Annotated in this window: 28 protein-coding genes and 1 riboswitch; of the genes, 8 read left to right on the plus strand and 20 right to left on the minus strand. The window is 53.3% G+C overall.

Features of this window, described 5'->3' with window-relative positions; translation table 11 throughout:
* Positions 1-62: 62 nt before the first annotated feature.
* The gene (locus tag JMF85_RS17715; RefSeq protein WP_201318652.1) at positions 63-1,424 is read right to left on the minus strand and encodes a hypothetical protein; all 1,362 of its coding nucleotides are present in this window, start codon (positions 1,422-1,424) and stop codon (positions 63-65) included.
* Between the two features lie 280 nt (positions 1,425-1,704).
* Between JMF85_RS17715 and dctP the strand changes: the two genes are divergently transcribed.
* The 3 genes from dctP to JMF85_RS17730 are packed head-to-tail and all read left to right on the plus strand — an operon-like array spanning position 1,705 to position 4,546.
* On the plus strand, positions 1,705-2,730 hold the full coding sequence (gene dctP, locus JMF85_RS17720; protein ID WP_127605916.1) for a TRAP transporter substrate-binding protein DctP: 1,026 nt from the start codon (positions 1,705-1,707) through the stop codon (positions 2,728-2,730).
* 53 nt (positions 2,731-2,783) lie between these two features.
* A complete protein-coding gene (locus JMF85_RS17725; RefSeq protein ID WP_155614014.1) occupies positions 2,784-3,272 on the plus strand; it encodes a TRAP transporter small permease in 489 nt (162 codons plus the stop codon).
* Between the two features lie 2 nt (positions 3,273-3,274).
* Positions 3,275-4,546, plus strand: a complete 1,272-nt coding sequence (locus tag JMF85_RS17730) for a TRAP transporter large permease (protein WP_155614013.1) — start codon at positions 3,275-3,277, stop codon at positions 4,544-4,546.
* Positions 4,547-4,659: 113 nt separating this feature from the next.
* Here JMF85_RS17730 and JMF85_RS17735 read toward each other — a convergent pair whose 3' ends face one another.
* From JMF85_RS17735 to infC, 3 genes are all read right to left on the minus strand, one after another.
* Complete coding sequence (locus JMF85_RS17735) at positions 4,660-5,568, minus strand: DMT family transporter (RefSeq protein ID WP_196426819.1); 909 nt, start codon at positions 5,566-5,568, stop codon at positions 4,660-4,662.
* A gap of 151 nt (positions 5,569-5,719) precedes the next feature.
* Complete coding sequence (locus JMF85_RS17740; RefSeq protein WP_230875960.1) at positions 5,720-6,352, minus strand: GntR family transcriptional regulator; 633 nt, start codon at positions 6,350-6,352, stop codon at positions 5,720-5,722.
* Between the two features lie 184 nt (positions 6,353-6,536).
* On the minus strand, positions 6,537-7,013 hold the full coding sequence (gene infC / locus JMF85_RS17745) for a translation initiation factor IF-3 (protein ID WP_155614011.1): 477 nt from the start codon (positions 7,011-7,013) through the stop codon (positions 6,537-6,539).
* A 62-nt stretch (positions 7,014-7,075) separates the two neighbouring features.
* Between infC and JMF85_RS17750 the strand changes: the two genes are divergently transcribed.
* Positions 7,076-7,384, plus strand: a complete 309-nt coding sequence (locus JMF85_RS17750; RefSeq protein ID WP_054795452.1) for a hypothetical protein — start codon at positions 7,076-7,078, stop codon at positions 7,382-7,384.
* Between the two features lie 71 nt (positions 7,385-7,455).
* Here JMF85_RS17750 and JMF85_RS17755 read toward each other — a convergent pair whose 3' ends face one another.
* Genes JMF85_RS17755 through JMF85_RS17770 form a run of 4 tightly spaced genes read right to left on the minus strand, consistent with a single transcriptional unit; the run spans position 7,456 to position 10,136 of the window.
* Positions 7,456-8,289: an energy-coupling factor ABC transporter ATP-binding protein gene (locus JMF85_RS17755; protein ID WP_201318653.1), complete on the minus strand. Its 834-nt coding sequence runs from the start codon at positions 8,287-8,289 to the stop codon at positions 7,456-7,458.
* A 4-nt stretch (positions 8,290-8,293) separates the two neighbouring features.
* The gene (gene cbiQ / locus JMF85_RS17760; protein WP_201318654.1) at positions 8,294-9,091 is read right to left on the minus strand and encodes a cobalt ECF transporter T component CbiQ; all 798 of its coding nucleotides are present in this window, start codon (positions 9,089-9,091) and stop codon (positions 8,294-8,296) included.
* Positions 9,088-9,372, minus strand: a complete 285-nt coding sequence (locus JMF85_RS17765) for an energy-coupling factor ABC transporter substrate-binding protein (RefSeq protein WP_155614008.1) — start codon at positions 9,370-9,372, stop codon at positions 9,088-9,090. The genes cbiQ and JMF85_RS17765 overlap by 4 nt, the downstream gene beginning before the upstream one ends.
* Positions 9,369-10,136 carry an energy-coupling factor ABC transporter permease gene (locus tag JMF85_RS17770; protein WP_155614007.1) on the minus strand — a complete coding sequence of 256 codons (768 nt, stop codon included), beginning with the start codon at positions 10,134-10,136 and terminating at the stop codon, positions 9,369-9,371. The genes JMF85_RS17765 and JMF85_RS17770 overlap by 4 nt, the downstream gene beginning before the upstream one ends.
* A gap of 167 nt (positions 10,137-10,303) precedes the next feature.
* Positions 10,304-10,500: riboswitch (cobalamin riboswitch) on the minus strand.
* Between the two features lie 192 nt (positions 10,501-10,692).
* Between JMF85_RS17770 and xerS the strand changes: the two genes are divergently transcribed.
* Positions 10,693-11,793 carry a tyrosine recombinase XerS gene (gene xerS, locus JMF85_RS17775; protein WP_127605889.1) on the plus strand — a complete coding sequence of 367 codons (1,101 nt, stop codon included), beginning with the start codon at positions 10,693-10,695 and terminating at the stop codon, positions 11,791-11,793.
* Positions 11,794-11,823: 30 nt separating this feature from the next.
* Here the strand turns inward: xerS and JMF85_RS17780 are convergent, their stop codons facing one another.
* Positions 11,824-13,122 carry a PASTA domain-containing protein gene (locus JMF85_RS17780; protein ID WP_155614005.1) on the minus strand — a complete coding sequence of 433 codons (1,299 nt, stop codon included), beginning with the start codon at positions 13,120-13,122 and terminating at the stop codon, positions 11,824-11,826.
* A 401-nt stretch (positions 13,123-13,523) separates the two neighbouring features.
* Positions 13,524-14,216 carry an SOS response-associated peptidase gene (locus tag JMF85_RS17785; RefSeq protein ID WP_164751740.1) on the minus strand — a complete coding sequence of 231 codons (693 nt, stop codon included), beginning with the start codon at positions 14,214-14,216 and terminating at the stop codon, positions 13,524-13,526.
* Positions 14,217-14,393: 177 nt separating this feature from the next.
* Here JMF85_RS17785 and JMF85_RS17790 point away from each other — a divergent pair, with 177 nt between their 5' ends.
* Positions 14,394-15,266: an aldose epimerase family protein gene (locus JMF85_RS17790; RefSeq protein ID WP_201318655.1), complete on the plus strand. Its 873-nt coding sequence runs from the start codon at positions 14,394-14,396 to the stop codon at positions 15,264-15,266.
* Positions 15,267-15,435: 169 nt separating this feature from the next.
* On the opposite strand, the gene JMF85_RS17795 is transcribed toward JMF85_RS17790, so the two are convergent.
* Complete coding sequence (locus JMF85_RS17795) at positions 15,436-16,074, minus strand: NUDIX hydrolase (protein WP_201318656.1); 639 nt, start codon at positions 16,072-16,074, stop codon at positions 15,436-15,438.
* 193 nt (positions 16,075-16,267) lie between these two features.
* On the opposite strand from JMF85_RS17795, the gene JMF85_RS17800 reads away from it, so the two are divergent.
* Entirely contained in the window at positions 16,268-16,525 is a 258-nt protein-coding gene (locus JMF85_RS17800) for a YpbS family protein (RefSeq protein WP_054795524.1), read from the plus strand.
* Between the two features lie 101 nt (positions 16,526-16,626).
* On the opposite strand, the gene JMF85_RS17805 is transcribed toward JMF85_RS17800, so the two are convergent.
* From JMF85_RS17805 to JMF85_RS17815, 3 genes are all read right to left on the minus strand, one after another.
* A complete protein-coding gene (locus JMF85_RS17805; protein WP_174817561.1) occupies positions 16,627-17,175 on the minus strand; it encodes a hypothetical protein in 549 nt (182 codons plus the stop codon).
* Positions 17,176-17,193: 18 nt separating this feature from the next.
* Entirely contained in the window at positions 17,194-17,958 is a 765-nt protein-coding gene (locus JMF85_RS17810; protein WP_201318657.1) for an SDR family NAD(P)-dependent oxidoreductase, read from the minus strand.
* A gap of 85 nt (positions 17,959-18,043) precedes the next feature.
* Positions 18,044-18,568 (minus strand): ADP-heptose synthase, encoded by a 525-nt coding sequence (locus JMF85_RS17815; protein WP_127605877.1) that lies wholly within the window; start codon positions 18,566-18,568, stop codon positions 18,044-18,046.
* 184 nt (positions 18,569-18,752) lie between these two features.
* Here JMF85_RS17815 and JMF85_RS17820 point away from each other — a divergent pair, with 184 nt between their 5' ends.
* Entirely contained in the window at positions 18,753-19,694 is a 942-nt protein-coding gene (locus JMF85_RS17820) for a DMT family transporter (RefSeq protein ID WP_127605875.1), read from the plus strand.
* On the opposite strand, the gene JMF85_RS17825 is transcribed toward JMF85_RS17820, so the two are convergent.
* From JMF85_RS17825 to JMF85_RS17850, 6 genes are all read right to left on the minus strand, one after another.
* Positions 19,691-20,539, minus strand: a complete 849-nt coding sequence (locus tag JMF85_RS17825) for a DegV family protein (protein WP_155614000.1) — start codon at positions 20,537-20,539, stop codon at positions 19,691-19,693. The genes JMF85_RS17820 and JMF85_RS17825 overlap by 4 nt on opposite strands.
* Before the next feature lie 166 nt (positions 20,540-20,705).
* Complete coding sequence (locus tag JMF85_RS17830) at positions 20,706-22,073, minus strand: sensor histidine kinase (protein WP_201318658.1); 1,368 nt, start codon at positions 22,071-22,073, stop codon at positions 20,706-20,708.
* Complete coding sequence (locus JMF85_RS17835) at positions 22,070-22,759, minus strand: response regulator transcription factor (RefSeq protein WP_054795439.1); 690 nt, start codon at positions 22,757-22,759, stop codon at positions 22,070-22,072. The genes JMF85_RS17830 and JMF85_RS17835 overlap by 4 nt, the downstream gene beginning before the upstream one ends.
* Before the next feature lie 137 nt (positions 22,760-22,896).
* Positions 22,897-23,415 (minus strand): hypothetical protein, encoded by a 519-nt coding sequence (locus tag JMF85_RS17840; protein ID WP_127605871.1) that lies wholly within the window; start codon positions 23,413-23,415, stop codon positions 22,897-22,899.
* Between the two features lie 41 nt (positions 23,416-23,456).
* Positions 23,457-23,744, minus strand: a complete 288-nt coding sequence (locus tag JMF85_RS17845; RefSeq protein WP_201318659.1) for a hypothetical protein — start codon at positions 23,742-23,744, stop codon at positions 23,457-23,459.
* Between the two features lie 82 nt (positions 23,745-23,826).
* Entirely contained in the window at positions 23,827-26,130 is a 2,304-nt protein-coding gene (locus JMF85_RS17850; protein ID WP_127605867.1) for a thiamine pyrophosphate-dependent enzyme, read from the minus strand.
* Between the last annotated feature and the right edge of the window lie 5 nt (positions 26,131-26,135).

Genomic DNA, 26,135 nt, shown 5'->3' on the forward strand with positions numbered 1-26,135 from the left:
ACAAACAGCCCGCATAGTATGCAGGCTGCCGGAGAACGGATACGGCCCTCGCCGTGATCATTTTAAGGAGTGCGAGGAAGAGCCAGCTTCGTCACTTCTCCCGTAACGGCATTGCAAATCCAATCGCAATCCAGCGTGTAGACCAAGATCGCGCGTTTTGTTTCGTTTGCCGGAACGCCCTCCTCCAATCTGTAATGCAGGTTCAATTCGACTTTTCCTTTCAGTTTACTCCATGCTTCTTCCATTGCAATTCGGGGTTCTTTATATGCAAGGATGTTAGAATTGGAGGCCATCTTCCAAAATTCCAGGCCGTCCATGACATGGTTCAGCTCCCAACTATCGCGATCTATAAACAAACGGACGGCTCCCCCAATGACAGGTATTCCGTTGTACAGGCGTTGGATCTCAACCTGAAGCCGATTTCCCTGCATGCTCCTTGCCACTTCATGTCCTTCCTTGCGAATAAAGGCGTACTGACACGTTTCTTCGCTCATGTGCTGCTGCAAATAGGAGACGGCGATGTCTTTGGCTTTGATCACCTCTTCATCCGACAGTACGGGAAAAAAAGGATGCGGCGCACAAGGATCTACCTCGGTCACATGATCGCTTACCCTTAAAGCCTCATACTGATCCGCGGAAAATATCGGTTTATGCACAAACTTGACCGGTTGACGGCGCTGCGGCTTTGTTGGCTGCAAATCTATCATTTCGGTCAACTCCCCTCGATCCGCGCTGACCAGACGTCCCGAGACGGCCTCGAACGTATCCTCTTTCCACATATAGTAAGGATGTTCCGATGAAAGCATCCTCATATAGCACAGCATCAATTGCTTCGAATCAAACTGCAGCTTGAAGGCATCCGGCGCTATCGGTATTACGCGATCGTCGAAGATGCAAGCATCCCATCTGCAAAATAAATGAACGAGACCGAACGCTTGATCCAGCTTGATGTTGAACGTCCCAAAATTACGCACAGGAATGCCCGCGTACTGCCTGCCGTAATCCAACTCATACAGATCGCCGTCGATGACCTGCTTCCTCTTTAACTCCAGCTCCGATTCCGAAATGGGCAAGCCTAACTTGCCGATCCATTGAAGAACGTACGGAAAGACGACGGCATATAAGGCATTGTCCATTTCTGCCTTCTGGTCTTTGCCGTTCTTCCTGAACTCATGGCGGTAAAATGCGATCATATGGCCTGAGACGGCATCCAATTCGGCTCGTATCGTCTGCTTGTTCACCAAGCCGTCGTCGTCCAGCGCAGGCTCGCCTTGTTTATTCCACTCCAGCTCAACCCGATAATAGGGCGTCTGGTTAGGCTCCGAATTGCGGTAAATACCGCTATGGATCACGTCATGTGTGACTGGAATATGGAACCAGGCGTTGACTTTAGCTATTGCGTCTTGAACCGTTAGAAGCTTCATGCAGCCACCCTTTCCCCATTCCTGAATCGAACTTGTTCTATTGTACTAGCATTTATTTCCTTGAATCAAGCCAGCGTCGAAAAATATAGGTTACATAATATTAGTTATGTTGTCTTTTTTGAGTGCATGGCATTTATCATAATCATAAATGTAAGCGAATACATTTTGGGGTATAGGTGCTTTGTCCAGTCTCAGATTTTTAACCTCTAAGATTCTAGAGTATTACGAAGACGGGCACGCCAGTTCTCAATCCAAAGTCATTTCTAAGGGGGAAGTCCACATGAACATGTGGTTTCGGTCAATGAGCGTTTTGGGCATACTCGGTTTAATCCTCTCCGGCTGCAGCGGCAAAAGTTCCCAAATACCGCAAACCGGCGGGACGAAGCAAGAAGCCAAAGTATTGAACCTTGCAACATCAGTGAATTCACAGCATTCCTTGCATGAAGGCTTGGTCAAGTTCAAGGAAATGGTGGAACAGGAAAGCAATCATAGTATTCAGGTCAAAATTTTTCACAGCGGTCAAATGGGCGGCGACCGTGAGCTCGCTGAAGCGCTTCAGATCGGAACGGTTCAGGCCGCCATCATCTCTCCATCGGCATTAGGCAATTTTGTCCCGGCCTTTACGGCGTACGATTTGCCGTTTTTATTTGCCGACGAACAACAAGTCGACCGCTTTCTCCATGGCCCGGTCGGCATGGAAATTCTGAACAGCGGCGAGGCCAGGGGCTATGCCGGTTTAAGTTATATGGAGCTCGGATTCCGCAATTTGACAAACAACAAGCACGAAATTAAATCGGTTAAAGATTTGCTGGATATTAAGGTCCGGGTAGCGGAGAATCCGTTGACCGTCGACACGTGGAAAGCATTGGGGGCGAAACCGACACCGATGGCCTTCACAGAGCTCTTTACCGCTCTTCAGCAAGGAACGGTCGATGCCCAGGAGAACCCGTATGGACAGATTGCGGCCACCAAATTTTATGAGGTGCAAAAATATTTAACGAAGACCAATCACACCTATAGTCCCGCACCGCTGATGGCCAGCAAGAAGTTTATGGATTCGCTCAGTAAAGCGGACCAACAGATAATCCGTAAAGCGGCCGAGACCGCAGCCGAACAACAGGTCAAGATCAATCGTGAAAGGGAAACCGCTGCCTTGCAGCTGTTGAAGGACAATGGAATGAAGATCACCGAGCTGTCGCCGCAAGAGTTGGATGGGTTCCGTAAAGCGGTCCAGTCCATTAATGAAAAGTATGCAGACAAAATCGGTAAAGATTTGCTGCCGAAAATTATGGATGCAGTGAAATGAAGCTTCGATCCGCCAAGCCATTCAGATAAATCCAAGTTTCGAGGGGTGTCCATATGAAATGGCTAAGTAAGCTTGACCGTTATTTTGAGGAGATTTGGGCCGCCTCCCTCCTATCCGTCATTTCAGTCCTGTTGTTTCTACAAGTCATATTCCGATACTTCCTTACTCTTCCGCTCGATTGGACCGAAGAGCTAGCCAGATATTTGTTCGTCGCGTTAGTCTATCTTTCGGCCAGTTTAGGGGTCAAGTACAACCGGCATTTTCGAGTCGAACTGCTGACGACGCTGCTTCCCCAATCGGCGAATCGTATAGTCGATCTGTTGCGGAATGCGATCTGGCTCCTGTTTGCCATCGTTATGATAAAAATCGGCTGCGAAGTTGCCATAGAGAACATGATTGTCGATCAGCATTCGCCTTCCCTTCAGATCAAGATGGGGTATGTTTATTTCCTCGTGCCATTCGGTTATGCACTCCTATCGCTTCGGATTATGCAAAGGATTTATCGAACGGCTGCCCGTAAAGAACAAACCGGAGGAGAATAGTTATGGAGGCTGTCTGGGTACTGGCTATTTCGCTGTTCATTACATTGCTCCTGGGGATTCCAATTGCCTTCGCCCTGGGGATTTCCGTTCTTCTTTCCTTATGGGCGGGAGGCGTGCCGTTAACCTTTTTGGGACAATTGTCTTTTACGTCTCTGGATTCCTTTCCTATCTTGGCCATTCCCTTGTTTATATTGTCAGGCGCCTTGATGGAAACGGGAGGAATATCGCAAAGGCTCATTGATTTTGTACAAAGCTTTACGGGTCATCTTAGAAGCGGGCTGGGCGTTGCTACCGTGCTGGCGTGCTCCATATTTGCCGCGATCTCCGGATCCAGCCCGGCTACTGTAGCCGCGATCGGAGCGATTATGATACCCGCCATGACTAGCGCCGGATATAAGAAAGAGACAGCCGCCTCCATTTCTGCAACCGGCGGAGGGTTAGGCATCATCATCCCCCCCTCCATTCCGATGATCTTATATGCCATTTCTACAGACACATCCGTTAAGGATATGTTCCTGGCGGGCTTCGGACCTGCCCTCGTCATTATTGTGTTTTTAATCGCGCTTGTCGGCTGGATTTCCAAGAAAGAAGGTGTACGTACCCTTAATCAAGGATTTTCGTTCCGGAACGTGCTCCGTACAGGTTGGTCGGCGAAGTGGAGTTTATTGGGGCCCGTCCTCATATTGGGGGGGATTTACACCGGAATTTTTACCCCGACAGAATCTGCCGCCATCGCAGTGGTATACAGCTTTATCGTGGGCATGTGGATCTACCGGGAACTGACGTGGAAGAAGCTTCCGCAAGTCCTGATCCATAGTTCAATTACGGCGGGTACCGTGTTGATTATTATATGTACGGCCACGGCCTTTGCACAGCTCATCACGCTTTATCAAATTTCGAATGTTTTTGGCGAGTGGATCATTGGCTTATCGAATAACCCCACCGTTTTATTGCTCATCATTGCCCTGTTTTTATTGATCGTCGGCACATTTATGGAAACCGTCACCATCATTATTATTCTCGCTCCTATTTTATTGCCGGTTTTGCAGCCTCTTGGCGTCGATCCTGTTCATTTTGGCATGATCATGGTCATAGGCGCGGAGATCGGCATGCTGACGCCTCCGGTTGGCGTCAACTTATTCGTCGCTTCCAGTATATCCGGCTTGCCGATAGCCAAACTGGATAGAGCCATTATTCCATTCGTTCTATGCATGATCGCCGCTTACTTGGTTATTGTGCTATTGCCGCAAATTTCCTTGCTATTCGTTAAGTAAAACGGCCAATCCCCCTGCTGGCCTTGGTAGCTCGTCCGGAATATGAAAATGAACCGTGGAATTAACGCTCCCACGGTTCATTTTTATTCGAGCAGGCTTTCTAACGGACCCTTTTACAGCTCACGCATGTTGCCGCTGATCTCACTGCTCTCAGCGGCTTGACGATTGACTAGATAAATACCCAAACCGATCAAAACGGAACCGATAAATAAAGATAATGTAACCTTTTCATTCAGCAGAATCGTGCCTAGCAAAATGGAAATCAAAGGAACCGCAAAGGTATAGGAGGAAACGCTGCTGGCCTGGCCCTCGTGAATGAGGACAAACCATAACACCCACGCGAACGCAACCCCGATGATGGCGGTAAATAGAAGGCTGAACCAGAAAGGAAGCGTCCACGCGATGGCGAACCAGGACTCCGCCCACAGGCCTACCAACAGCAGAACCAGTCCGCCAACAATAAATTGGCCCGCTACAAGCCAAAGGATGGAAACCTTCTCTTGCACCGATTTGACATAAACCGTGCCCACCGCCCACACGAATGCGGCTGTGATACCGAGAACAATTCCGGTTAGAGAGGAAGCTTCGCTTACTTCTTTAAAGACGCTGATCATGACAACACCTATAAAGCCTAGCAGCAAGCCTGTAATTTTCTTCGGCGACAGCGCTTCGCCCAGCCATATCCTTGCAATAATTCCGACCAGAATAGGCTGCATATAAATAAGCACCGCGGCTAGACCGGAAGGCAGATAGTCGATGGAGAACGTCATTAGGCCTGTAAATAAAACGACATTAAACATAGCCGATATCCCAATAATGTGCCAAGTCCGGGAGAACGAGATGGCTCCGCCCCAGAGGGCCGCAACCACAGCCATCAGGAGACCGCCGAGAAACATGCGCAATCCGGAAAATAAGATGGGCGGGCAATACTCCAACCCGATTTTAATGATGGGAATGCCGGATCCCCAAATGACAATCAACAAAACAAACATGACCATCGTATAGCGGCGGAACATGAGCATTATACGACACTTCTTTCGTTTCGATATCCGGTTCCTTACGATATTTATCATACATCCCCAGCACAAGATTGTCACCTGCTGTAAGAATCGAGAATAATTGTATCCCTTCCGGGACAAGGCTGATGCCTCTGCGGGCGGCCTCGCACTTCCTTCATCGGTCATTAAACAATCCGGCAAACTCGATAATATGTTCTTCCATCGCAAATCGCGCTCCCTTCTCGTCTTTGTTTTTGATTTTGGCAATAATGACATCGTGCTCCGAGATACTTTGAGCAAGATGGGTTTTGAATTGGAAGGAATTGACCAAATAAAAATCGTTCAAATCCCACATGCTCTTCGTGAACTGCAGCAGTTCCTCCGAGCGGGCCATTCTCAAAATCGCTTCATGCAATTTCCTATTTTCAGCAAAATAATGTTCATACGAAAACGGCGTTGTCGTTATGATGCTCTTCAATGATTCGTTAATCGCGATCAGCTCTTGAACCTCTGTATCTTCTCTTCTTCGTGCGGCCAGTCCGGCTGCAAGTCCTTCCAGACACATTCCGATTTGAAAATGGTTAACCATCTGCTCTTTGGTACAATTGACGACGCGGCAGCCCGTTTGCGGGATGATTTCTACAAAACGCTCCATCTCCAGTTTCTTCAAGGCATCAATGACCGGTCTTCGTGAAAAATTCATTTCTTTCGAAATATCCATGACCAATAATTCATCGCCAAACAACCACTTCCCCGTTTTCAAGCCGCTCTTCACGTACTCATACGCCTGTATCGTTTTAGGTATCATTTTGTCCAAGACCAGAACCTCCACCAAACACTAAGATCTTATTGCGTGCTTGGTATCATTCTATGTATCCATGATCCTATTCATTTCCGTGTTCCGAACTTAACTTAATGGAAACAAACCGATAACTCGCAAATTAGATTACGTAATATATATTATGTATACTATATTTCAAAAAGAATCGCCCCTACAGTATCGGGTCGATTTGTACCGCAGCTTGCTTGCCGCTCAGCTGAATCCCGGTTTTGGGGCGTCCGTACGGCTTCAATTCCTGCAGCAGCGACTGCAGCAGCTCCTTCGCTTTCGGACCTTCCTTTCCTTGAAGACGAACGACCGCCAGCACGGCATCGCCGGATTTCAGGATGCGTTCCGCCTGCTGCTTCTTCGTGTCGAAGTCATGCTCTTCGATGTGCGCAGTTAGACGGATTTCCTTGAATTTCGGCTCCCGTTCGCGTTTGCGGGCTTGTTGCTCTTCCTGTTTGGCCGCTCCCTTGCCGATTAGCTTGCAGGGCGGCGGGCTGCTCATCAGCGAAGTGCATACTAAATCGACCTTCAGCTTGCGGGCTAAAGCGAGCGCTTCCGAGGTGGGGACGATCCCCAGCTCCTCGCCGTTGATACCGGTCAATTGAACTTCGGACGCTTTTATCTTTTCATTCATGATCATTGTGAACTCACCCGAACTTTCGTTATAATGATCCATATTACCCGCCAGAAGGAGATTTTTCAATGAGCCGCAAAGAATTGGAAGAGCAAATCATCCGCAATTATCAGCGCGACGAACAAATGATGATCCTCGTATTCGCGCAGTGGTGCGTCAATCACAATCTGGACCCTTTCGATATTTACTTGCGCGCGTATCCGCAGCAAGAAGGCAATGAAGCGCTCCGACAAGCGGTCGAATTAACGGTGCCCAAGGAAGAATCGGAGGAGATTGGGGATGAGACGCTGCTCGGCGTACTCTCGTTGTTTGGCAACGACGAGCTCGCTTATATCGTCACGGAAGAAATCGCACAGCGCAAGAAGAGCAAACGTTAATCTCCTCATCTCATAACGACAAAGGGCCGCCGCCCCTAACGGTTCGACGACCCTCTAGCGCAAGACCAGGCTCAGCGCCACGTCTCCTGCATCGCCTTCCATGCGGCGATGTCCCTCGGAGGCTTGGCACCGAGTCTTCTGTCAGCGGGCAGCGCCTTCCACAGCTCAACGAGCGCCGGCAGCTCCAATCCGTAAGCGGCCAGCACGTCGGCTTCCGTGAACACGTGCTCCGGCGTACCTTCCATGACGCACGCTCCTTCGTACATGACGAGGATCCAATCGGCCCACGCATAGGCCATGTTCAAATCATGGGTGGCCATCGCCACGGTGATCCCTTGTCCATGAATCCGGTTTAACTCCTCCACCAGCCGATGCTCCGAACGACGATCCAGATAGGCTGTCGGCTCGTCCAGCAGCAGCAGCTCAGGCTCAAGCACGAGCACGCCGGCTAAGGCGACGCGTTTTTTTAGACCCAGACTCAATTGATGAAGCGGAGTCTCCGCCCATGGCGTAAGCCCCATCACATCCAGCATGCGTTCGGTGCGCCGGCGTATTTCCTGCTCCTCCAGACGGGCGTTGCGCAGCCCGTACGATACGTCCTCGTAAGTCGTATGTAAGATCAACTGCTGCTCCGGGTCTTGAAACACAAGACCGACTTGCCGGCGAAGCCGCTGCAGGTCTTCGTTCTTATAAACGTAAGGCGCATCCTTCCAAAGCATCGTTCCGGACTTCGGACGGTGAATACCGACGGCATGCAGGAAGAACGTAGATTTGCCCGAGCCGTTAGGTCCGCAAATTGCCGTGCGTTTTCCTTCAGGTATACGTATATTCAGCTGACGCAGAGAGGGCGTTTGAGCGCCCGGGTACGTGAACGTGACATCTGAAGCTTCCAATATCGGCTTCATCCTCTCACACTCCCCCCACTCGAAGCCAAATACTGAGCAGCGCGAGCGTCGCAGCACCGAGAATGCCTTCGGCTCCGTAACGTCCTGGAATCGGCTTAGGTTCGTAAGGCATAAAGTGAAGCTCTCCGGTAAATCCCCGCGACATAAGACCCTGTGACAACCCCCGATAACGGTGCATTGTCTTGGCAAACAGCTGTACGAGCAAGGCCGCGACGTCCCGCAGCGTGCGCCAGAAGCCTGCGTGTCCGCCCCGTGCCCGCTGCGCGGCGATCATTCCTTGTGCGGCATCCGAAAGGTGGAACAAGAACCGGTAGGTAATCACCATCAGCTCAAGCACGGCTTGAGGCATGCGAAGCCGCTTCATCACCTGCATCAATTCCGGGAACGGAATCGTGAAGACGATGAACAGCAAACACGCTTCACAGGCGGCTATCCGCACGAACACTTCCACCGCCTGAACCAAGGCCGCCGGTGAAATATACAACCACCCGCGAAATACCGGAACAGCCAGCAGCGCATCCGGCCGGACGCTTGCGGCGGACGAAGCCGCCTCGATTACCCACGCCGGCAAGCTGGTCACATAAAAGAAGCACGATGCGCCGAACAACCAGCTGTACGTCTTTAACGGGATACCCGCGTAACCGACCGTCCAGACCAGCATCCAACAGAAGATCACAGCCTGAACCACAGGCTGCGCCGTATACGCAAGCGTCAGCAGCACGGCCGCAAATCCGCATTTCCACATCGGGGAAACGTGCCGCAGCTTATTGGTATACGACAAGCTATCGATCGTATGGATCATCGGTTTTTAGATTTCGCGGCTTTTCCTTTATAAAGCCCGACCGTATACCCGATCACGGCAGCGCCGACGGCGGCCTGCAAAGCGAACAGCATGCTCTCGGTTTCCGCAGGCGGCTCCAGCAGCGGAGCAAACCAAGGCTCGTAGGCCGGCGACAGCTGGCGGATCATATCCTCGGCCGCCCCGTCGGCTCCCCCGAATTCTCCGTCGACAAGAAGCAGCGGAAGCGTGCTCAGCAGCACGACGCCGGCGATAAGCAGCCCGTTTTTCATCCTTTTGGTCATGAATGATCGACTCCTTTCGTTGTATGCCGCACAACCGACAAAGCTTCCGCATGGTGCAACCGCAGCCAGTTCCAGACAAGCACAGTCAACAGTCCTTCGCTAATCGCAAGCGGTACTTGCGTGATGGCGAAAATACCCGAAAATTTCATGAACGAGGCGGCAACGCCCCCTTCTGCAGCAGGGAACGCCAGAGCCAGCTGCACGGAAGTTACCAAATACGTCGACAAATCGGCTAGAGCGGCTGCCGTGAAGACGGCCCACACTTCTTTACCCGTCGTCTTCACCATGAATTTGTAGGCGAAGAACCCGACGATCGGGCCGGCAACCGCCATCGCAAACGCATTGGCTCCCAGCGTCGTCAATCCCCCGTGTGCGAGCAGCAAAGCCTGGAACAGCAGAACGATCGAACCGAGCACGCTCATCGGCAGCGGCCCGAACATCACGGTGCCGAGACCGGTTCCGGTCGGATGAGAGCTGCTGCCTGTAACCGAAGGAAGCTTCAAGGCGGACAGTACGAACGTGAACGCAGCCGCCAGACCGAGCAGCAGCTTCAATTCCGGCGACGTCTTCGTGATCCGGGCAATGGCGCGGACGCCGAGCGCGAAGAACGGGATAAACACCGCCCACCAGAAGATCGCCCATCCTGGCGGCAAGAATCCCTCCATGATGTGCATCGCATTAGCAGATTGCGGCTCGTTCACGACAAAATAAACGATAAATCCGATGATAACCGCGATCATTGACAAGACTTTGGATGATTTCATTTAATCCCCTCCCATGAATTTGTGCAACAAAAAAAGCATTCCCAACCGTAGACGGTTAGAAATGCTTCTTATCCTGATAAACTTTCGGAACGAAAGGGGCCATTCACCCTCCGTACGAAAACCGATCGCAGCAGCTTCCTAACACCTCCCTATCGTCCGTAGGTATATCAGTGTCGTCAGAACAGGCAGGTCTCCTGGCTACCAGCATCGACGCCCGCAAGCTGCCTTCCCGATCCGGTTGCGAATCAGTGGCTTCGTGGCTGCGAACTACGCTGTTACAGTGGCGGGACCGCATCGGATTTGCACCGAACTTCCCTATTAAGCTTCAACCTGAAGTTGAAGCACCTGTTCCCACAATATGCACTTGTGTAAGACTAGCCTTAATGTACACGAACCTGCCTGTGAATTCAACCCCCATATCTAACCGATTTCCTGCAATTGTGATAAAATAACGGGTACAGCGATCGGTTCAAGCAGCTGTCAACCAACAAAACAATACATAATTATAATTATGTTAACTAATTGCTGAATACAGGCAGTTAAGGAGCGTGGCCCGATGAACGTAATCAAAGTCAAAGACCGTTTGGAGCTGGAGAAAAAAATCCCGCTGATGCCCTGGTACGTGGAGAAATTCATTAATTATAAACTGCCCGACTTGTCTCCCTCTTCCCTGCTCGAATATGTGAGGGATTACGAGACATTCTTCGGCTGGCTGCTCGCCGAAGGGTTGAGTACGGCCGGACAAATGAAAGATGTGCCGCTCCTCGATCTCGAGCGGCTGCATATGGAGAGCATCGATCATTACAAGATGTTCCTCGCCATGCGCAAAACGAACGCCAATTCGAAAACGACCATTTCCCGCAAGCTGTCCTCGCTGCGCTCGTTGTTTCATTATTTGAGTCAAATCGCCGAGGACGAGAATTTCTACCCGCTGCTCAAGCGCAATGTCATGGCGAAGGTGGAAATTAAACGGACGCATAAACCGAAAGACTCGGCGGCCAAGCTCGAAGGCAAGCTGCTGCAGGAGGCGGAGATCGCCGAGTTTATCGACTATGTGAAGACGGGCTACGGCCAAGACGTGGCATCGAACAAGCAGGCGACCTATGCTTACGAGATCAATAAAACACGCGATGCCTGTCTCGTGAGCCTCATCCTCAACTCCGGACTGCGCGTGTCGGAGGTCGTTAACCTGAACGTCGAGGACGTCGATTTGAAGAAGAAGCTTATTTATGCGTTCCGCAAAGGCAAGAACGACGAGACGTTCAAAACGCCCGTCTATTTCCGGCAGGACGCGGTAGATGATCTGGCCTGTTATTTGGAGCTTCGCAGCTCTGTCTACAAAGCGCCGAAACGCGAGAAGGCGCTCTTCCTTGCTTTGGCTAACGGCAGACAGGAAGGCGAGCGTATGACCAAACGGGCGATTCAGGAAATGGTGATCAAATATGCCAAAAGATTCGGCAAACCTTACTTATCGGTTCATAAACTGCGCCATTCGTTCGCGACGGACTATTACTTGCGCAACGATCTGTACAAAACGCAGGAGCAGCTCGGTCACGCCTCGCCCGAAACGACACAAATTTACGCCCATCTAACCGATAAAACAATGTCTGAAGCGATCGACAAAGAGAAGAAGGACGGGATATCCGGTGCGTCTTGACGCCCGGAATTCCCGTCCTTCTTCGTCTGCTTAAGGCCCTTTGCTTACCCAGAACGATACATTGTCGCCTTTCTGGAGCGGAGTGCCCGGCGCAGGACTTTGACGAAACACCGTATTTGCCGAATGCGGGTTTTTCTCCAAATAAAACTGGTACCGAAGACCGGCAGCCAGCGCCTGTTTCTCCGCTTCTTCTTTGCTTAGACCGACCAGCTGCGGCGCTGTGACGGCTTGACCTTCTCCGGGTTGCGCCTCCGACGATGACTGAGGCTCAGCCGGTGTCGCGGGTACCGGGTTCGCTGCGGACGGCGTCTCCGGCAAAGCGGAGCTCTGGCCCGATTTCGCGGCGGTTTGCTGCGAGTCCGGAGACTTCCGGCCGATCCCGAGCTCCATAAACAATAGAAACACGCCGACCGCGGTCACGGCCGCCACCGTAAACAAGGCCATGCCGATCAGCGATTTTTTCCAAAAACCGCCGCTCTTAGCTTCTTCCACTTCTTCCACTTCTTCCTCTTCTTCGACGATCTCATCCTTTACGGTTGAACGAACGAGCTCATCCTTGGCCGGTACCGCTGCATGCTCCCGTTTGATCGCGAAGCGCACCTCTTCTTCCTTGTCCGGCATCCCGGCTGCCCCATCCGGCGCCGCCTGTCCGGACAGCTGGCCTAACTGCATGATGAACGACGATAAGGTATGCTGGCCCCTCCATGCACGTCCGAGAAGAACGAGCAATGCGTCCTTACGCTCATCCGTCGTGGCAACGAGAGCCGTACGCAAACGCTGCTCCCTCTGTTCCAGCGACGAAGGAATAGATTCCGTCCCCATAAACAGCTGATAGATCAAGCTGGCAAGTCCTCGAGCGCCCTGCTCGTCGCTCTTCACTTTTTCCCAGCAGTTAATAATTTTAAGGTGACCGTCGTTTCCGATCCAGACGTTGTCCGCCATGACGGAGAAGCCGGCGATGCCTTTTTCCAAGGCGTCTAGCATGCCTTTACTCAGCTCGAACGACATGGCAACGACGTCGGCCAAGGTGAATCCTCGGCGTTGTAGCCTGGCCAACAGCGGTTCCCCGTCGAACGATTTCAGAACGGCGTAAATCGATAAATCTTCGAAGCCGACGTCGAGCACATGCAAGAAGCGGGTATCATTTAAATGAGCTACCTCTTGAATCAAACGCATGTACGCTTGTTGTTCGTCGCGGTTCGGCTGCTCGGATACGAAAATAACGATATCCCGCCGCAGCGACAAATCCGTCCCCTCGAATAAAATACCGTTTTTGGCTGGAATAACCGGTTTTTTGAGTACATAACGGGCACGGAGCGTTTTCTCCATCGTGACCCCCTCCAAGCATTTACTTCTAAGCGATACTCGTTACTAACAGCATTAACCCGATTCGCAGGTTTTTAAACAGAACGGAAGACGGGCGCAAGACGGTTCTTATACGATTCGTACATCATCGTAAATTTGGAGGCGTAATCTGGAAAATCGCTTGCGGGATGCGGATGGGACACCGTTTTATAATTATTAATATTATTAATTATTAGTAATATTAAATATAAGATGACCTTCACATCTGCTTTAAGGTGTATTCGTGGGTAACCGATTCTATACCTGACAAGTTCCATTCCCGTCTCATAGCCGCTTCATGCACGGATGATCTGTCCTGCACGGGAAAACGGCCGAAAAAGACGTTCCCAAGCGACCGTCCTTTTCGCCGCGGCACATGAACAAGCCTACCGTTTAAGCGATGCCTGAAGCAGCGCTTTTACCTTCATCGGCATCTCCCCCTCGCTGTCTTCGTCAGGGCTTGAGCCGGACCATTCGTCCGCACCTACCGGCTCCACGCGCATGCGCTCCGGCGGAAACGGCGATAACAGGCTTTGCAAAAAATCAGGCTCGCCGTTGCGCTTCGAGTCGAGCCACTCCTTCAGCTCCCGTTCCTGTAAAATCGCCGGCATCCGCTCCGTATAATCGTAGAGCAGCCGGTTGGCGGCAGTCGTCATCATGGTGCAAGTCCGAAACTCGCCGTTCTGCTTGTCTTTCCAAATTTCATAAAATCCCGCAACCCCGAAAGTCTTCCGGTCCGTCAACGAAACACGGACATAACGGCGGCGCTTGCCTTCCGCCGCAGATACATAAAACCCGTCGCAAGGAAACACACAGCGGTGTTTGGCAAACAGCTTGCGATACTCGCGTTTTTCCTGAATATCTGCGCCGCTGGTTAATACGGCGTCCTTCGCCCAAAAGGGGATCAGCCCCCAGCGGTACCCTTCCAGCTTGCGCTGTCCCTGCTCGTTCACGATAACCGGCACCGTACGGGTCGGAGCATAGTCCGAACGCGGACGGAGCGACATGCGGATGTCGTTCAACTCGAACCGATCGAATAACTCCGTAACCCCGCTCATGAGCGAGAACCGTTCGCACATGTCCATCCCCCCATCTTTATTCATCGATACATTACCAGTATCTTCTTGGGGTAAAATATTATGCACGCCGTCATCGTGAAGCCTTCTTGAAGCGGCGGCGATGAGCAGGGAATGAATGGCACAGTTTGTCCGGTTTATGATACCATAACGAAGTGTAATGAACGAGGAGGCGAACAAATGAGCGGTTATTCAATTCGAACCTACGAAGATACGTATACAGTTTATGAGTTAAAGGAAGCGGACGGCGACGCCTGGTTTCGCATCGTCCCGGAACGGGGAGGCATCGTGACGAGCTACGGAACGGCCGGAGTCGAGCGGCTTTACCTGGATCGGGCTACGCTGCTTGATCCATCCGCCAATATTCGAGGCGGCATTCCGGTACTGTTCCCGGTTAGCGGCTACATAACCGATAACCGTTACGAATGGAAGGGAACTCCATATTCGATGAAAAATCACGGCGTCGCACGGAACCACCCTTGGCGCGTCGAGAAGACCGGCGACGACAACGGCGTCTATATTACGCTGTCGCTCCGGGCTAACGAAGAGACGCTGGCGTCGTTTCCATTCGATTTCGAGCTGAGCTTCACCTACCGTCTGCTGAACGGGACCTTAACGATCGAGCAGCAGTACAGCAATCATTCCGCAGAACCGATGCCGATGTACCCCGGCTTTCACCCGTATTTCCTGGCGGATCGCAAGGCCGTCCGCTATGACATCGATGCGGATCGCTACTATGATTTCAACGATCATCGGGAGAAGCCGTACGAAGGTGAGATCGATTTGGATCAGCTGCCTGAATCGGTCGTGTTCCTGGATGCGAAGGAACCGCGGATCGGTTTCACGTTCGAAGGCCGGCAAGTTGTCGAAATGACCTACAGCGAGGCGTTCCGATACGTCGTATTATGGTCGATTCAAGACAAGCCTTTCATCTGCGTCGAGCCTTGGATGGCGATGCCCGATGAGCTGAACCGCAAGCAAGAGCTTACGTATGTGCCGGCCGGCGGTGTCGTGCAGGCCGTTCTTGCCATAACGAGCAAATCCGGCGAATAGCAAACACGTGTTCGAAGACGGGCAAGCCGGCCGGGCGCCTTCATGAAACCCTGATGAAAGCCTGCGACATTGCCCGTTTCTCAAATTTCATGAACAGAAGGTAATTTGTCGAAAATGTCTGAAAAATCGAAAAACAAATCATTTCTTGCGCTTACCCGGGAAATGATGATCATTTCTCATCGTTTATTACCCGAACGGCATCGAGCACCATCCGGTAATACGCTTCCGGACGCGGTACGAAATCCGCCGTGGATACGACTCGGTGCGCGGCCGTCAGCTCCCCTGCATCATCCGGCCGGACACCGTGGATCCGCAAGTGATTCAGCTTGCCTGCCGCTAGAGCCTGGACATCCGCGAAGCGAACGGCGTACAAGCCGGTCACTTCGTCCGGTTGAAGCTTATAGGCCGTAAGCGGACGTCCGCTCTTCAACACAAATACGTGGCAAAACTCGCGGTCGATGCAGTCCGGCGCAAGGAGGGCTTCATCGGTATACATACCGCACTTATGCAGCTGATCGAACGATGCTTCGACACCCAGTTCTTCTTCCAGCTCCCGCAGGCCGTCCTCTACGCGTTCCCCCGCCAGCAAATGACCGGCGCACGATATATCGAGCAGTCCGGGATACGTATCTTTACCGGGATGCCGCTCTTGAAAGAGCAGCCACCCCTCCCCTTCCGTCTCGTACCACAGCCAGCATTGAAACGTCTGATGCCATAAGCCTTGCGCATGCACTTCGCCCCTGGATGCCGTTCCAACCAGGTTCATCCGTTCGTCGAATATGTCGAATCGCTCTTCTGATTTACTCATCTTTACCGGCCTCTCTCCGTGTATCGTTTCACTCTATCCGCGATCCGGAGCGACCCTGCTCCTGCTCCGTTCGCGCGGGCAATGTCCGTTGATACTCATAAGATTTCGCTTTTCCGCCTGTTGTCATCGTCATAAGGGATAGTGTATCATGGATTTTATTGAAATGCATGATAACGAAGGAGTTGCAGTCTTCATGAGCGTACATGAAGCCATTACGGCCCATACGTCTAAGCAGCACGCCCATCTGGAGCGATTTCTACAGCTGGAAGAAGCACGCGAGCGGGCCATCGATCAAGCGGCAGCCGACTGTGCGGCCGGGAAACCGTTCAGCGTCGAGGCGATCAATGCGATTACCGCACGCATCAACAGCCACGCGCAGCAGGGGATATCCCCCACCCGCGTTTATGTGACGGAAGCGATGATTCGCGAATTCGTCACGCGTAACAAGTAAATGCGCAGACGCGTCCGGCGTCGCGATCCATTTGGCGGATTCGCGGCGTCGGACGCGTTTTTTTGTCAACCGATAGCAGGCAGTGCCCAAGACGATCCGCCCTAACCCTGCACGAAATTTCTGCCCTCATCCGCGTACACAAGGCACATGACCGCGATATCGAGCCATTGCTCCAGCTCTTCGATGTGGCTTTCGTCGATGCGCTGACGGAATTTCAATTGAATCCGATACGTTTCCGGCGCTTCCGAAGGGCCTTCGTTCGCCTCCGGCTGCAGCAGCACGGTTAATTCGTGGCGAATGTCCGCTTCCTCGCCCCACAGCCGGGTTAAATAATCGTGCAGCTCCGCACAGTGCGCCCGGCGTTCCCGGGGCAGATCGAGCGTCAGCAGCAGGTCCGCTCCCGGCCGCCTGTCGGCAAGCCGGGCAATGCGCCGTTCCGCCGCGAAGTCGGTCAGGCCGCTCGCCAGCGTCACCGCAGCCTGACACGTGCCGCCGTTACGTGCAAAGCGCATACAGAATTTGCGCGACATGGCGGCGAGATCGACGATATCCTCGCGTCCGCTGATGCGGATACGGTTTTCCGCATCCACATCGTACAGGCGCCCTTCCAACACTACTTTCAAATTATCGAAAATCGTAGGATCGAACATCCGTTCCGTTCTCCTTCACTAAAGGTCTCTCAAATCCAAAATATCGCCTTGCTTCCAATCGCCGTTGCGGACAACGCGAATCAGCTTATCCGCCGCCTCTTGCGGGGAGAACAGCTTGCCGGTACGCTTCAGCTCGACAAAGCGCGGCTTCGACGGGAATCGGGCTTCATCCGTTCCGCGAATTTGCTCCTGCATCGCCGTATCGACGACCCCGGGTGCAATCGATACGATTCGGGCCGCATGGGCTCCCTCCCCTTGCTCCGCCGCAACGCATCGGGTCAGCATGTCCATGCCGGCTTTAGCCGCGCAATAGGCGCTCCAACCGATATACGGCTTTTTGGCTGCGCCTGACGAGATGTTCACGATCGTTCTTACCGTTCGCTCCCGCAGCTCCTCCGTCAACCGCAGGAAAGCCGAAGTCATCAGCAGCGGCGCCGTTAAATTGACCTGCACATTGCGGGCCAGTTCGGCTTCGTCTGCAAGGCTAAGCTGCGCGATCGGTCCTAGCACGCCGGCATTGTGGATCAGCGTTAATCGGCCTCCGACGTTCGTTTCCATCCGGACCGAATCGATAATACCCGCCATGCACTCGTAATGGCCATCCGCTCGTCCGAGGTCGAACGGCACGAAATCGAAACGCCCCGGAACCGAACCGGCGAGCTCGGCCAGGCGTTCATTGCTCGTCCGGGATACCCCGACGACGCGGTTATTTTCAAGCAGCAGCCGCTCGGCAAGCGCTTCGCCGAGGCCGCGTGACGAACCGGTAATGATATAGACGTCCAATTACCGTGTACCTCCTTCAAAAAAATATCCCCGAAACCGGGGATTCATCCGTTGTTGCCTTATTCGGTTCAGTTACGGTCCCAGCCTAGGGCTGCATCCAATCATCAGCGGTAATCCCCTGCTCAACGGCGAAATCAAAATCGTAAACATCGTATACTTGAACCGGAATTTCCGCTTGTATGATTTTATCCATGAGTTCAACCTGATCGGTCACGATGGGCGCTTGCTCACGCAGCGAAGTCAGAATAATTTCGGTTTCAATCGGATCGACGGCTTCGCCGTATTGGGCGTTCTCCATGGCATTGACGACGGTAAACGTCACATTGTCATTGATCGGCAGCGGCGGGCTTAAACGCCAAGGCGCCAGCAGCGCACGCTCCAGCTTCTTCTTATTGAACGAATCGTCAAAAAAGGCGATCAATTCACCGATTTTCTGCTTCACGTGAGCGTCGTCGTCGGCTTCCGGCATGACCGGCTCGGGGCTGTCTTTCATCTCGTAGAGCTCCATGATCGTGTTGTACGGGATCAAATACTCGACGGGCTGACTCGGTGCCAGCAATTCTCCATAAATCGCGACCAACACCGCTTCGATTACAAATCGCCGGGACATGCTCGATTCCTCCTTCAAATGATGCGTCCGTCCTTCTTGTCCGGCCTTAACTCTTTCTTAACATAAATGAACGGAAAAGTCCATCCGCAGCCGCACAAAGGGGCGTGATCTTTGACAAATATAGTGATATAATGGACTCTTGCTCACTATCCGACAACAAGATGCATACGAGGAGCGAATGCATATGAAGCCGTCCAAATCTTTTCCATTTCCGATCTCGCTGCTGCTTATCATCGGCATTGTGGCGATTTCATTCTCGTCTATATTTATCCGTTGGTCAAATTCACCTGTCTCGGTCTCGGCGATGTACCGGTTAACGATAACGGCGCTCCTGATGCTCCCGCTGCTGTTCCCATACCGGGCGTCCGTGCGTCGGATGCGCCTGCGCGAATGGTTGGAGCTGTTTGCTTCAGGACTTGCGCTGGGCCTTCATTTCCTGCTGTGGATGGGCTCGCTCCGGCTGACGTCGGTGGCCAGCTCCACCGCTATCACCTCGCTGGAGCCGGTGTTCGTGCTGCTTGGCGCCTGGTTGTTATATCGCCAAAAGACGAGCTGGCCCGCTATCCTGAGCATGGGCCTTGCCATGCTCGGCGCCTTGATGATCGGCTGGGGCGATTGGGGGCTTACAGGCTCGGCGCTGCTTGGCGATGCGTTATCGCTGCTCGGAACCGCCGCGGTGGCGGCTCACATGCTGCTCGGCAAGCGGCTCCTTGCCCACATGCCGCCTTTCGTATACAGCTTCTTCGTCTTCGTGTTTGCCGCCGTTTGTATAGCCGGTTACAACCTCGCGCTTGGCATTCCCTTAACCGGTTATCCGGCGCGGGAATGGGGGCTGTTCCTGCTGCTCGCGCTCGTACCGACGGTATTCGGCCATTATGTGTTCAATTGGCTGTTAACGTACATGCGGCCGGAGACGGTATCCATGAGCGTGCTGGGAGAACCGGTCGGCGCTACGCTGCTGGCGTATTTCCTGCTCGGCGAAGCGATCGGCCCGCGTCAGGCGGCGGCGGGACTGCTGCTGCTGCTCGGCGTATGGTTGTTCATCCGTACCCATGAAAAAGAGCAGCCGTCCATCCAGCCGCCCCTTTCCGTATCAAACGCGAACACGGATCGATCCATGAATTAATGATAGCAAACGAGCAGTCCGCCTTCGCCGGCATACGTGCCGATCACCGGGCCCATCTCCGTCACATACGCTTGCCGGAACGGATACCGCTTGAGAATCCGGTCCTTCAGTGCGATCGCTTCCTCCAGACAGTTGCTGTGTGCGATTCCGAGAACGCGCTCCTCCAGACCGTGACCGATATCTTCGAACTTTTCAATAAGACGGTTGAGCGCGTTTTTGCGCCCGCGCACTTTATCGGTCACCTCGATGGTGCCTTCCGGACTGGCATGCATCACGAGCTTGATGTTGAGGACGGAAGCGATGGCCCCTTTAGCCCGGTCCAGCCTTCCTCCCTTGATGACGTTCTCCAGCGTGTCGAGATAAAAGAACGTTTTCGTTTCCGGCACACGCTGCTGCGCTCTATCTACGATCTCATCGAAGGTACGGCCTGCCTGTACGTCAAGAATAAGCCGGTATAACATCAGGCCTGTGCCCATGGAAGCCGTCTTGGAATCAAGTACGGCGATTTTCCGCTTGGCGGCTCCGCCGCCGGATTCTTCCAGGATCGATTTCGCCATAGAAGCATGCTGATACGTGCTGCTGATATTGGATGATATGGTAATGAGGATGATATCGTCATCCGGATATTGTTCGAAAGCGCGTATAAAATCCTGCGGCGATGGACTAGCGGTTTTGGGTAAATTTGTATGCGTTTTAATTTCCTGGTAAAACACGTTTAAACCCAAGGAGTGATCGAACTCTTTACCGTCGAACGTCACATAAAGAGGAACGGTGCGAATCGGGTCGGTTCCCCCCCACTCCGCGGGAAAATCGACGCCGCCATCGGTTAATAATCGAATTGCCATGCGCTTCACTTCACTCTCTTCTTGGATGCTTTATTTCCTACAGTACGAGGAAAGTAAGATGCAGGTTTCATTATGACACACCCGGGAGGAAGCGACAATAAAAAAATAGGAGCCGTACCCGGATCGATACCGGATACGGCTATGCTTGCTGCAAGATCTTCCAGCGTCATGACGATTCTTCCGCGAGCGGCAGCCTGATTTCGACTTCCGTCCCTCGCGTTTCCCTGCTTCGGATGCGAATGCTGCCGTTATGCCGCTCGACAATTTGCTTCGCGATCGAAAGTCCCAGTCCCGTCCCTCCGCTGGAGCGGTGACGCATTTTGTCCACCCGGTAAAACCGCTCGAACAAATGCGGAATGTCGGCTTCGGGTATGCCGATCCCCTCGTCCTTCACGACAATGACAGCCTCGCTGCGCTCCCGGCTCAACCTGATTCGTACCGGGCGCCGGCTGTACTTGACTGCATTGTCGAGTACGATGACGAACAGCTGCTTCAGCGGTTCCGGTTCTCCCCAGCAAACAATCCGCTCATCCGCCGCATCCACGACCAAATCCCGTTCGAAAGCCACGCTCAACCTTCCGGCGGTCTCACGCATTAAGGCAACCGCCTCGACCGGCTGGAAAGAGATTTCTGCTTCCATACGCTCCAGCTCGGCCAGCCGCAGCAAAGCCTGAATGAGCCCTTTCAGACGGGAGGTCTCGGCTTGTATCGCCTGCAGCGCTTCTTCGCGAAGAGCCGGATCATTCGCTCCCCAGCGGTGCAGCAGCGAGGTATAGCTCTCAATGACGGTTAGCGGCGTACGCAGCTCGTGGGAAGCGTCGGCGACGAATTGCTTCTGCTTCTCGTCGTGCTCGCGAAGCGCTTCAATCATTTCGTTGAAGGTTTGACCGAGCTTGCCGAGCTCGTCCTTCTGCGAGGTGATCTTGGGGCTGAGCGTCACGAAGGTGCGGTTGCGCCGAACCGCCTTCATCGATTCGAGCAATTCCCGGATCGGACGGATAATAATTTGGGTGTAGACGAGCCCGCTGATCAGCGCAAAGGCGAGCACGCCGCCGGTCGCGATTACTAACCCGGTTCCGAGCTGCTTCATCCATTCGCTGACGACGTTCAGCGCCTTGCCCAGCTCCAACTGGCCGATTTGACGGTCATCATCATAAATCGGCACCTGCAGGAACAGCATCCGAAATCCGAAATCGTTGACCATGTCGGTATAATAATTCGAACGAAACACGACCGGATACCCGGACAACTGCACATGGGTCGATATGCCGGCCACGACATCCCGGTTGGGCGCAATGATTCGAACCATCATATCGGGTTCTTTGAAATCTTCGAGCAGCTCCGGCTTCGTCCAATTGGAGCTATCGTGGATTTCCGGATTGCGCAGGATGATCTGCGCTTTCTTCCAGAGCAGCTTCGTTTCGTTAAGCGTCGTTGAAGCCGAGATATAAAAATATAACGATACGTTAAACACGACGACGATCAGTAAAATCCAGAGCGACGACAGTAGGATGAGCCTAGTGCGCAAGCTCATACGTCGGGAACCGATAACGCGTAACCGATGCCCCGCGCCGTCCGGATCAGTTTCGGGCGGTGCCCTTTATCGATTTTCAGCCGCAGATACCGCACGTACACATCTACGATATTCGTATCTCCCGTATGCTCATACCCCCACACATCGGTTATGATTTGCTCGCGGCTCAATACTTGCCCGGCGTGCTTCATCATATAGTGCAGCAGCTCGAATTCGGTGGGGGTCAGTTCAATCGGCCGGCCCCCGCGCATGACCTTCCGGGAGGCCGGCTCCAATACTAAATCGCCGACCGTCAGCGTCTGCTGGTCATCTGTTGCCGGCTCCGTCATTCGGATCAGATTGCGAATCCGTGCCAGCAACTCTTCGATGACGAACGGCTTGGTCACATAATCGTTAGCTCCCTGCTCAAAGCCGCCTACGATGTCTGGCGTCGAATCGCGCGCCGTCAGCAGGATGACGGGTACAAGCCGTCCATCCTGACGCAGGCGGCGCAGCACTTCGAGTCCGCTGCTGCCGGGAAGCATCACGTCCAGCACAATCAAGCTCCACGTCTGACCCAGCGCCAGCTCCAAACCGGATAAGCCGTCACCGGCCACCTTCACCTCGTAGCCTTCGTGCCGCAGTTCCAGCTCAAGCACGCGGGCAATTTGTTGTTCGTCTTCGATCACAAGAATGGAACGCTTCATCCGGGTACATTTCTCCGCTCGTATGCGTTTTCACCTAGGTTCCCCTTGATGAAGTTCCTTTATTCGAGTGACCGTCAAGCATGGATAAACCGCCCGGTTGATGGTCCGGACGGTTCGGGTAGTTCGGGTGGTTCGGTTTACGCTTTCTTTTTCGACGGTTCGGAACGTTCGCTGCCGAACGCCATGATCACGTTTTGAATTTTTTGCAGCCGAATAAATTCGTTCTGCTTCAAGTCGGAGCGGAAATACGCGTACAAGTAGGCGCCCTCCAGAAACGTTAAGGACGGGTAGCAAGCCAAATCTGTATTCGTATACGGATTGTCAATGAGAATCTGCCATTCCCCGGCCCGATCGTCGCCTACTATCGATTCCAGCACGGTTTGCTTAAACTGTGCGATCTGCTCGAACTCGTTCCAGATGTCCACCCAAGAAGGGCTGAACCGTCCCGGCTCGGGAAACAACTGCCTGGCTGCGGCAAGCAGCCGGTTTACGCGCTCGATTTCACCATCCTCAAACCGTTTCAGCATGTCGCGGAATCCTTCCAGAAACAGCCGGAACGCTGTAAATCCGCCTTCAACGACCGTTTGCCGGAACTGCTGCAGCTCCTGATCGGTAGAGGCTTGTTCGAATATGTTAAAAGGGGTCGTTTGGTTCAATAGGTTACCCTCCCCGTTCCCGTCCTGACCCGCCTGCGTGTTTAACGCTGCCGGGTCGTCATCACGCCTTCCAAGCTTAACAGCAGTATTCGTGACGGATCGTTTTTCAATTTAACGTTACAAAGCTTCACGCGGTTCTCGTCGATGGACAGTACGAGCCAATACGGTGCGTCATCACGGCCGATTGCATGCAGAAACGATTCCTTCTGCGTTTCGGCCTCTTCTTCCGTTTCCCATTGCTTGACGCCGTAATAGTCCAAATCATAGTTGTTCTTCTGCAGACAGGCGGCGATTTCACCCGTGTTCGATTGTCTAAGCACAATGGGCATCTGATGAATCCCTCCCTTACCTGCGTCTTTGCGCCGGAAAAAAAGGGCGCAAGCCCATATCGAGTTTGCTCCCGGATTGATCTTACAAATACGGATTTTCGTGTCTGGCCTTCAGCCGGCTCCAGCGGCGCTCGACTTCGTTCTCGAACGATTGCAGCGCTTCGGCATATTCGGGCTTCGTCAAGTGTTTCGTCTTGCCCATGTTCTTCAACCAATCGCCAACCGGAATCCGCTTGTTTTTATCTTCCGGATTGTACGTGATCGTGGTCACGCCGTTCTCGATCTCATACATCGGGAAGAAGCAGGAGTTGACGGCTTCATCGATCAGCGTCTGGCCGATTTGCTCCTCGGACAACCAGTTAAGCGGGCACGTGATTAAGATTTTACCGTACACGAGGCCTTCGTTCTGGGCGTAATATTGAGCTTTTGCCGCTTTCTTCAGCAAATCCTGCGGCAGCGACTCGGAACCGGTGAACACGTAAGGGATGTTCGTGGCCGCCATGATTTGCGGCGTATCCTTATGGTGGAACAGCTTCCCGCCTTGATGCTTGCCGACGTTGGACGTGGACGTCCGGTGGCCGAGCGGCGTCGAGTAGGACAGCTGCGCGCCCGTATTCATATATCCTTCGTTGTCGTATTCCAAAATAATCATTTTATGATTGCGGAGCGCCGCGCCGATCGCAGGACCCATACCGATATCCATCCCGCCGTCGCCGGTAATCATGACGAAGGTGAAGTCGGCCGGCAGGTTATATTGATCGAGTTCGCCTCTTCGTTTGCGTTCCCAGAACATTTCGACCACGCCCGAGAGGGTAGCCGCACCGCTTTGGAACAAGTTATGAATGTATGTCGCTTTGTGTGAAGAGTACGGATAACCGGTCGTCACGACCATCGCGCAGCCGGTATGGAACAGCGCTACGATATCGCCCTCAATGCCTTTGAAGAACAGCTCGAGACCGGAGAAAATTCCGCAGCCCGGACAGGCCCCGTGACCTGGAGCGAGACGTTTCGGCTTCTTGGTCAATTGACGGATCGGCGGCACTTTCACTTTCAGCTGGCCGGTCTCTTCGTCTTTATTGACCGTGATCAGGCCGGTGTTCAAATCTTCGTACTTCATCGGCTCGATCACGCGCTGCGGCTTCTTGGCCGGATCGCCGGCCGTATGGCCATAGTAATCGAACGGCACGGCCACTTTGCCTGCCTCAACCGCCTCAAGTGCCAGTTGGAACAACGCGTGTCCGTCTTCGGCATAGAAATCTTTACCGCCGAGGCCGTAAACGCGGCTGATTACGAGCGTATCAGTGTAACCGGCCGTGTACAGCGCCGCTCTGATCTCGAGCGACATGTTGCCTCCGTGCGCGCCGTACGAATCCGCCCGGTCGCCGATCGTGACCGCCTTCACATTCTTCAACGCTTCGGCGATTTGCTTGGCCGGGAACGGACGAATCATGTTCGGTGCGATCGAACCGGCCTTAATGCCCTTCTCGCGAAGCTGGTCGACAACGTCTTTGATGATCTCGGACGACGAGTTCATCAGGAATACGGCCACTTCCGCGTCTTCCATCCGGTACAGGTCGAGGATCGGGTAGTCGCGGCCCGTCAACACTTTGTACTCCTGCCTGATGCGGTCAAATACTTCGCCCGCGCGGTACATCGCTTCGGACTGCTGGTAACAGTTGTTGATGTAGTCCGGTTCGTTCATGTAAGGACCGACGGTGATCGGGTTGTTGCGGTCCAGCACGTGAGGGAAGTTTTGCGGCTGCTCGCCGATGAACGCATGCACGTCAGCTTTGTGAGCGAAGGTTTGCACCCGGCGCTTCTGGTGGGACGTGAAATAACCGTCGGAAGCGACGATGACCGGCAAGCGCACTTCAGGGTCTTCGGCCAGCTTGATGGCCATGATATTCATATCGTATACGGCTTGCGGATCACGGCTCATCAGAATCGGCCAGCCCGTATTCAGCGCATAGTACAAGTCGGAGTGATCCCCGTGAATGTTAAGCGGTCCGGAGACGGAGCGGCACACCAGGTTCATGACCATCGGGAAGCGCGTACCGGATTGCACCGGCATTTGCTCCAGCATGTACAAGTAACCGTTGGCGCTCGTCGCGTTGAATACGCGGCCCCCCGCGGTCGATGCGCCGTAACAAATGCCTGCGGAACCATGCTCCCCGTCGGCCGGGATCAGTTTAATGTCGTGTTGGCCGTTGGCCTTCATCAGATCGAGGAATTGCGCGACTTCCGTCGACGGCGAAATCGGAAAATAACCCATGACATGATAATTGATCTGGTGCGCGGCATACGCAGCCATCTCGTTCCCGGACTCGTACACCATCCGCTGTTCGACCGTGCCCGTACTCACTTCTTTATTGATCTCAATAGCCATTTGTT

It is taken from the genome of Paenibacillus sp. EPM92, assembly GCF_016586185.1.
GTDB lineage: Bacteria > Bacillota > Bacilli > Paenibacillales > NBRC-103111 > Paenibacillus_G > Paenibacillus_G validus.